This window comes from Kitasatospora sp. NPDC091257, from assembly GCF_044757675.1.
Taxonomy (GTDB): domain Bacteria; phylum Actinomycetota; class Actinomycetes; order Streptomycetales; family Streptomycetaceae; genus Kitasatospora; species Kitasatospora lactacystinica.
This window is the reverse complement of the sequence record NZ_JBIVVI010000700.1, coordinates 1-4889: the sequence shown is the minus strand read 5'-3', so window position 1 is coordinate 4889 and position 4889 is coordinate 1. Positions and strand designations below refer to the sequence as shown.

Annotated in this window: 6 protein-coding genes and 1 pseudogene; 4 read left to right on the top strand and 3 right to left on the bottom strand. The window is 77.2% G+C overall.

The genetic code is table 11. The annotated features are described in order from the left end of the window. Positions 1-90 precede the first annotated feature (90 nt). From ACIQOV_RS27660 to ACIQOV_RS27645, 4 genes and pseudogenes are all read left to right on the top strand, one after another. On the top strand, positions 91-1011 hold the full coding sequence (locus tag ACIQOV_RS27660) for a helix-turn-helix domain-containing protein (RefSeq protein ID WP_401053042.1): 921 nt from the start codon (positions 91-93) through the stop codon (positions 1009-1011). 3 nt (positions 1012-1014) lie between these two features. Next, on the top strand, positions 1015-1554 hold the full coding sequence (locus tag ACIQOV_RS27655; protein ID WP_401053040.1) for a VOC family protein: 540 nt from the start codon (positions 1015-1017) through the stop codon (positions 1552-1554). Between the two features lie 53 nt (positions 1555-1607). Then, a pseudogene (gene ligD, locus ACIQOV_RS27650) lies at positions 1608-2477 on the top strand (non-homologous end-joining DNA ligase); the annotation flags it as partial. Positions 2478-2543: 66 nt separating this feature from the next. Then, complete coding sequence (locus ACIQOV_RS27645; protein ID WP_401053044.1) at positions 2544-3398, top strand: DNA ligase; 855 nt, start codon at positions 2544-2546, stop codon at positions 3396-3398. A 15-nt stretch (positions 3399-3413) separates the two neighbouring features. Here ACIQOV_RS27645 and ACIQOV_RS27640 read toward each other — a convergent pair whose 3' ends face one another. From ACIQOV_RS27640 to ACIQOV_RS27630, 3 genes are read right to left on the bottom strand one after another with little or no spacing between them, the layout of a single operon-like run. Further along, on the bottom strand, positions 3414-3998 hold the full coding sequence (locus ACIQOV_RS27640; protein WP_401053038.1) for a type 1 glutamine amidotransferase domain-containing protein: 585 nt from the start codon (positions 3996-3998) through the stop codon (positions 3414-3416). A gap of 11 nt (positions 3999-4009) precedes the next feature. After that, positions 4010-4306 (bottom strand): PRC-barrel domain containing protein, encoded by a 297-nt coding sequence (locus ACIQOV_RS27635; protein ID WP_359899332.1) that lies wholly within the window; start codon positions 4304-4306, stop codon positions 4010-4012. A 4-nt stretch (positions 4307-4310) separates the two neighbouring features. Next, entirely contained in the window at positions 4311-4724 is a 414-nt protein-coding gene (locus ACIQOV_RS27630; protein ID WP_401053035.1) for a hypothetical protein, read from the bottom strand. Positions 4725-4889: the final 165 nt, after the last annotated feature.

The following is a 4889-nucleotide window of genomic DNA, read 5'->3' as shown; positions in this document are numbered from 1 at the left end:
GGTGTGACCGCGCCCTCACCATAAGCAACCCCGCCCGCGCCCGCGACCCCGGCCCGACGCCCGGAGGCCCCGACCGCCGATACTGGGAGGATGACCACGGACGCCGAGCGGACGGTCGACGAGGCCGTCCGGGCCCGGCCCACCACGGCGCTGCGCCCCTACCTGGCCTGGTACTCCGGCTACCGGCGGCGCGGCCTCGCCCCCGCCGTGCACCGCGGCCTGCCCTCCCCGTACCTGACCTTCATCCTCACCCTCGACGAGCCGCTGGTGATCGCCGGGCACCCCGATCCCGCACAGCCGCCCGGCAGCTACCCGACCCTGCTCGGCGGACTGCACACCACCCCCGCGCTGATCACCCACGAGGGCGCGCAGTCCGGCGTGCAGATCGCCGTGCACCCGCTCGCCGCCCGGGCGCTGTTCGGGCTGCCCGCCGGGGAGTTGGCCGGGATCGACGTACCCGCCGAGGAGGTGCTCGGCCGGTTCGCCCCGCGGCTACGGGAGCAGCTGCTGGCCGCCCCCGACTGGACGGAACGGTTCGCCGTGCTGGACGGGGCGCTGCTGCGGACCGCCCGGCCCTCCGGCCGGGTGCCGCCCGAGGTCGGCCGGGCCTGGCAGGCACTGCGGCGCAGCCACGGCGCGCTGCCGGTGGCGGAGCTGGCCCGGGAGACCGGCTGGAGCGCCCGGCACCTCCAGGAGCGGTTCCGCCGGGAGACCGGGCTGACCCCGAAAGCGGCCGCCCGGGTGATGCGCTTCGACCGCGCCCGGCGCCTGCTCGCCGCCACCGAGCCGCCTCCCCGGCTCGCGGAACTGGCCGTGCGCTGCGGGTACTTCGACCAGGCGCACCTGGCCCGCGAGTTCCGGGCGCTGGCCGGGGCCGCGCCGAGCGCCTGGCTGGCGGCGGAGGGGCCGGAGCAGGCGAAGTTCCGAAACGTCCAAGGCGGGGCGCCGGGTGCGGCCGCAGAGTGGGAGGCGGAACGACCGGCACGACGACCCACGCTTCCCGAGGAGTGAGCCATGGACGCCACCGAGACCCCCGCCCCGCAGGTCTGGCCCAGCCTGCGCGCCACCGACGCCCGGGCCCTGATCCGCTTCCTGGTCGAGGCCTTCGGCTTCCAGGAGGTCGTCACCTACGGCGAGGGCGACGTCGTCGCACACGCCGAACTCGCCTGGCCCGAGGGCGGCGGCGTGATGCTCGGCTCCGAGCGCGGGACGCCCGAGGGCACCGAGCCCTGGCCGGGCCGGCCGGGCGGCTTCACCGCGTACGTGGTCACCGCCGACCCGGACGCCGTGCACGCCCGCGCGGTGGCCGCCGGGGCCCGGATCACCACCGGGCTGTACGAAACCGACTACGGCTCGCGGGACTTCGCCGCCGCCGACCCGGAGGGCAACCGCTGGTACTTCGGCACCTACCCGGGCGCGCCCCGGCCGCCCGGCGGGCGGACGACGGGAGTCCGAGGACGGACCCCGGGAGCCCTCGGGGCGGCCGCCGCCGAACCGGGGCAGACTGGCTGCGGGGGCACCACCGGAGGCGCCGGAGACAGCGGAGGCACCTGAGGCATCGGAGACAGCGGAGGCATCGGAGGCATCGGAGGCGGAGCGTGCCGCAGATGACGGTGGACGGGCGCACCCTCGCCCTCTCCCACCTCGACAAGGTGTACTACCCGCGCACCGGCACGCCCAAGGGCGAGGTGCTGCGCTACTACGCCGCCGTGCACACCGCCCTGCTCCCGCACCTGCGCGACCGCCCGGTCTCCTTCCTCCGCTGCCCGGACGGCGTCGAGGCGGAGGCGTTCGTCGCCAAGAACCCGCCGCCCGGCACCCCGGACTGGGTGCGTACGGTCGACGTGCCGAGCAACACCGGCGAGCTGCGGCAGGTGGTGCTGGAGGACGGCGCGGCGCTGCTGGCGGTCGCCAACCTGGGCTGCCTGGAGCTGCACGTCCCGCAGTGGCACGCGGCCGCGCCCGCCGTCGCCGACCGGCTGGTGCTGGACCTCGACCCCGGCGAGGGCGCCGACGTGCTCACCTGCCGCACGGTCGCCCTGCTGCTGCGGGAGCGGCTCGCGGCGGACGGTCTGGCGGCCTGGGTGAAGACCTCCGGCTCCAAGGGCCTGCACCTGCTGGTCCCGATCGAGCCCACGCCGAGCGCCCGGGTCTCCGGGTACGCGAAGGCGCTGGCCGCCGCCCTGGAGGCCGAGCGCCCGGAGCTGGTGGTGCACACCATGGCCAAGGCCCGGCGCCGGGGCCGGGTGCTGGTCGACTGGTCGCAGAACAACGCCAAGAAGACCACCGCCGCGCCGTACACCCTGCGGGCCCGGCCGCTGCCGACCGTCTCCACCCCGCTGGCCTGGGCGGAGCTGGAACGGGCCACCGAGGAGCGGGGTCTGGTCTTCACGCTCGCCGAGGTGCCCGACCGGCTGGCCGCGCACGGCGACCTGCTCGCCCCGCTGCTGGACCCGGAGCGGGCCCGGCCGCTGCCCGGTGCGCCCTCGGTGTCCGGAGCGCGGCCGCCGGCCCACCAGGTGCTGCACCCGCCCGTCGAGGTGATGCGCCCGGCCGCCGTGACCGCCGTCCCGCCCGCCGACGGCCTGGGCGGCGGGGGCGTGCAGTACGAGCTGAAGCTGGACGGCTTCCGCTGCGTGGCCTTCGCCCGGGGCGGGCGGCCCGCGTACCTCCAGTCCCGCAGCGGCCGCGACCTCGCCCCCGAGTTCCCGCCGATCGCCGCCGCCGTCGCCCGGCTGCCGGAGGGGCTGGTGCTGGACGCCGAGCTGGTCGCCTGGCGCGGCGGCCGGTTCGCCTTCGGCGAGCTGCTGCGCACCCGCCGGGCCCGTGCCGCCGCCCCCGAGGTGGCTCTCGGCCTGATCGCCTTCGACCTGCTGGCGCTGCCCGGCCGCGACGTCCGCGGGCTGCCGCTCACCGACCGCCGTCGGCTGCTGCTCGCCGCCCTCGCCGACGTCCCGCCGCCGATCCGGCCGGTCATGGCCACCACGGACCGGGCGGAGGCGCTGGAGTGGATGGAGCGGCTCGCCGACACCGGGGTGGAGGGCCTGGTGTGCAAGGCCGCCGCCGCCGCGTACCGGCCGCGCGGCGCGGGCCGGGTCTGGGTCAAGTACCGCCGCGGCGACACCCTGGACGCCACCGTCGGCGCCGTCACCGGCCCGGCCGACCACCCGCACGCGCTGGTCCTGCGGCTCGACGACGGCCGGGTGCTCCTGACCTCCCCGCGGCTCACCCCGGTCCAGTCCGGCGAGGTCGCCGAGGTCGTCCGCCCGCTGCTCGGCCCGCCCGGTACCGACCCCGAGCACGGCCCGGTCCATCCCCTGACCTCGCCCCTGCGCGCCGAGTTCACCCTCACCGGCCGCCCGCCCACCGCGGCCTTCGTCCGCCTCCGGGGCGACTGACGTCGGACCGTGCGCTCACTTCCGGCGCTTCGCCGCCGCGTGGGCGAACTCCGTCACGAAGGCGTCGTCGAACAGCGGCAGGTCGGCGGGCTTGCGGCTGGTGACGAGCGTGCCGGGGCCTCCGTGGCAGACGTGCACCGGCTCGTCCACCCAGTGCGCACCGGCGTTGACCAGGTCGGTGCGCAGGCTGGGCCAGGAGGTGAGGGTGCGGCCGCGTACGGCGTCGGCCTCGATGAGTGTCCAGGCCGCGTGGCAGATCGCCGCGACCGGCCGGCCGGCGGCGCCGAAGGCGTGCACGAAGTCGACCGCCGACCGGTCCAGGCGCAGCCGGTCGGGGTTGGCGACGCCGCCGGGGAGGACCAGCCCGTCGTAGTCGGCCGGGTCGGCCTCGGCGACCAGCGCGTCGACGGCGAAGGTGTCGCCCTCGGCGTGGTGCCGGACGGTCCGGACCCGCCCCTCGGCGGTGGACAGCAGCCGCGGGGTGCCGCCGGACTCGGCGACCGCCTGCCACGGGTCGGTCAGTTCGACCTGCTCGGCCCCGTACGGCGCGACCAGGAACGCGATCGTCCGGCCGGTGAGCGTGGTGGACGGCCAGCCCATGGCGCGGTCGCTCAGCCCGGGTGCGGGGCGGTCAGGTCGACGGCCACGGGCGGAGCGGTGCTGAGCCGGGCGCGCGGGCAGTCGAGGTGGACGGCGCGGTCGAGGTGGTCGAGCCGGGCGACCAGTCCGGCCGGGACGAGCACCCGGGCGCCCGGCACCCAGGGCTCGGCGTCGACCAGCAGGTGGTCGCCGGCGTCCTGCTCGACCCGGCCGACCGGGCCGTCGGTGGCGTGCACCTCGTACCCGACCAGCGCGAGGTCGGCGGCGGGATGGGAGCCCGGGCGGTACTCCCACAGGTCGGTGGTCATGGCGTCACGCCTCCGGCCGGTCCCAGGGGCGCCGATCGCGGCGCTCCCGGCGTTCCCGGAACTCCGTCGGGTCCGCCGGTGCGATACCGCTGCGGGCCTCGCGCCGGCGGCGCAGCAGTTCGGAGGCGGCGACCGCGGCCCCCACCGTCGCCGCCCAGACCACCCCGAGCGCGACCAGCACGGCGGTGGCCGGTGTCCGGGCGCCCACGCCGAAACAGATCGCCGTCATCACCAGGGCGGTCAGCGTCACCCCCGCCGTGACCCTGCGTCCGACCCCGCGGAGCACGCGCCGGACCCGGCTCGGCGCTTTGGCGCCCATCGTGCTCAGCTTCCGGTCGAGCCGTGTGTCCTGGCGCAGATCGGACTCGATCTCCTCGAGGAGCCGCCGCTCCCATCCGCTCAAAGCGGGACCGTCCATCTCGGTCACCTCCGACACTTCCGGTGACGTGCTCGCACCCGGCGGTTGCCCGGTACGGGCCGGCACTAACCGTTGCGGGCACCGCCTGTTCCGGCGCCGACGGGCCCGAAGGCCCGGGGGCGGGCGAGCAGGCTGTCGTCCAGGACCCCCAACAGGGCGGCGGCG

What these genes read in the sequence shown, in the direction of transcription:
- ACIQOV_RS27660 (WP_401053042.1), top strand. Translation starts at nt 91, where the DNA reads ATGACCACGGACGCCGAGCGGACGGTCGACGAGGCCGTCCGGGCCCGG.
- ACIQOV_RS27655 (WP_401053040.1), top strand. Translation starts at nt 1,015, where the DNA reads ATGGACGCCACCGAGACCCCCGCCCCGCAGGTCTGGCCCAGCCTGCGC.
- ACIQOV_RS27645 (WP_401053044.1), top strand. Translation starts at nt 2,544, where the DNA reads ATGCGCCCGGCCGCCGTGACCGCCGTCCCGCCCGCCGACGGCCTGGGC.
- ACIQOV_RS27640 (WP_401053038.1), bottom strand. Translation starts at nt 3,998, where the DNA reads ATGGGCTGGCCGTCCACCACGCTCACCGGCCGGACGATCGCGTTCCTG.
- ACIQOV_RS27635 (WP_359899332.1), bottom strand. Translation starts at nt 4,306, where the DNA reads ATGACCACCGACCTGTGGGAGTACCGCCCGGGCTCCCATCCCGCCGCC.
- ACIQOV_RS27630 (WP_401053035.1), bottom strand. Translation starts at nt 4,724, where the DNA reads ATGGACGGTCCCGCTTTGAGCGGATGGGAGCGGCGGCTCCTCGAGGAG.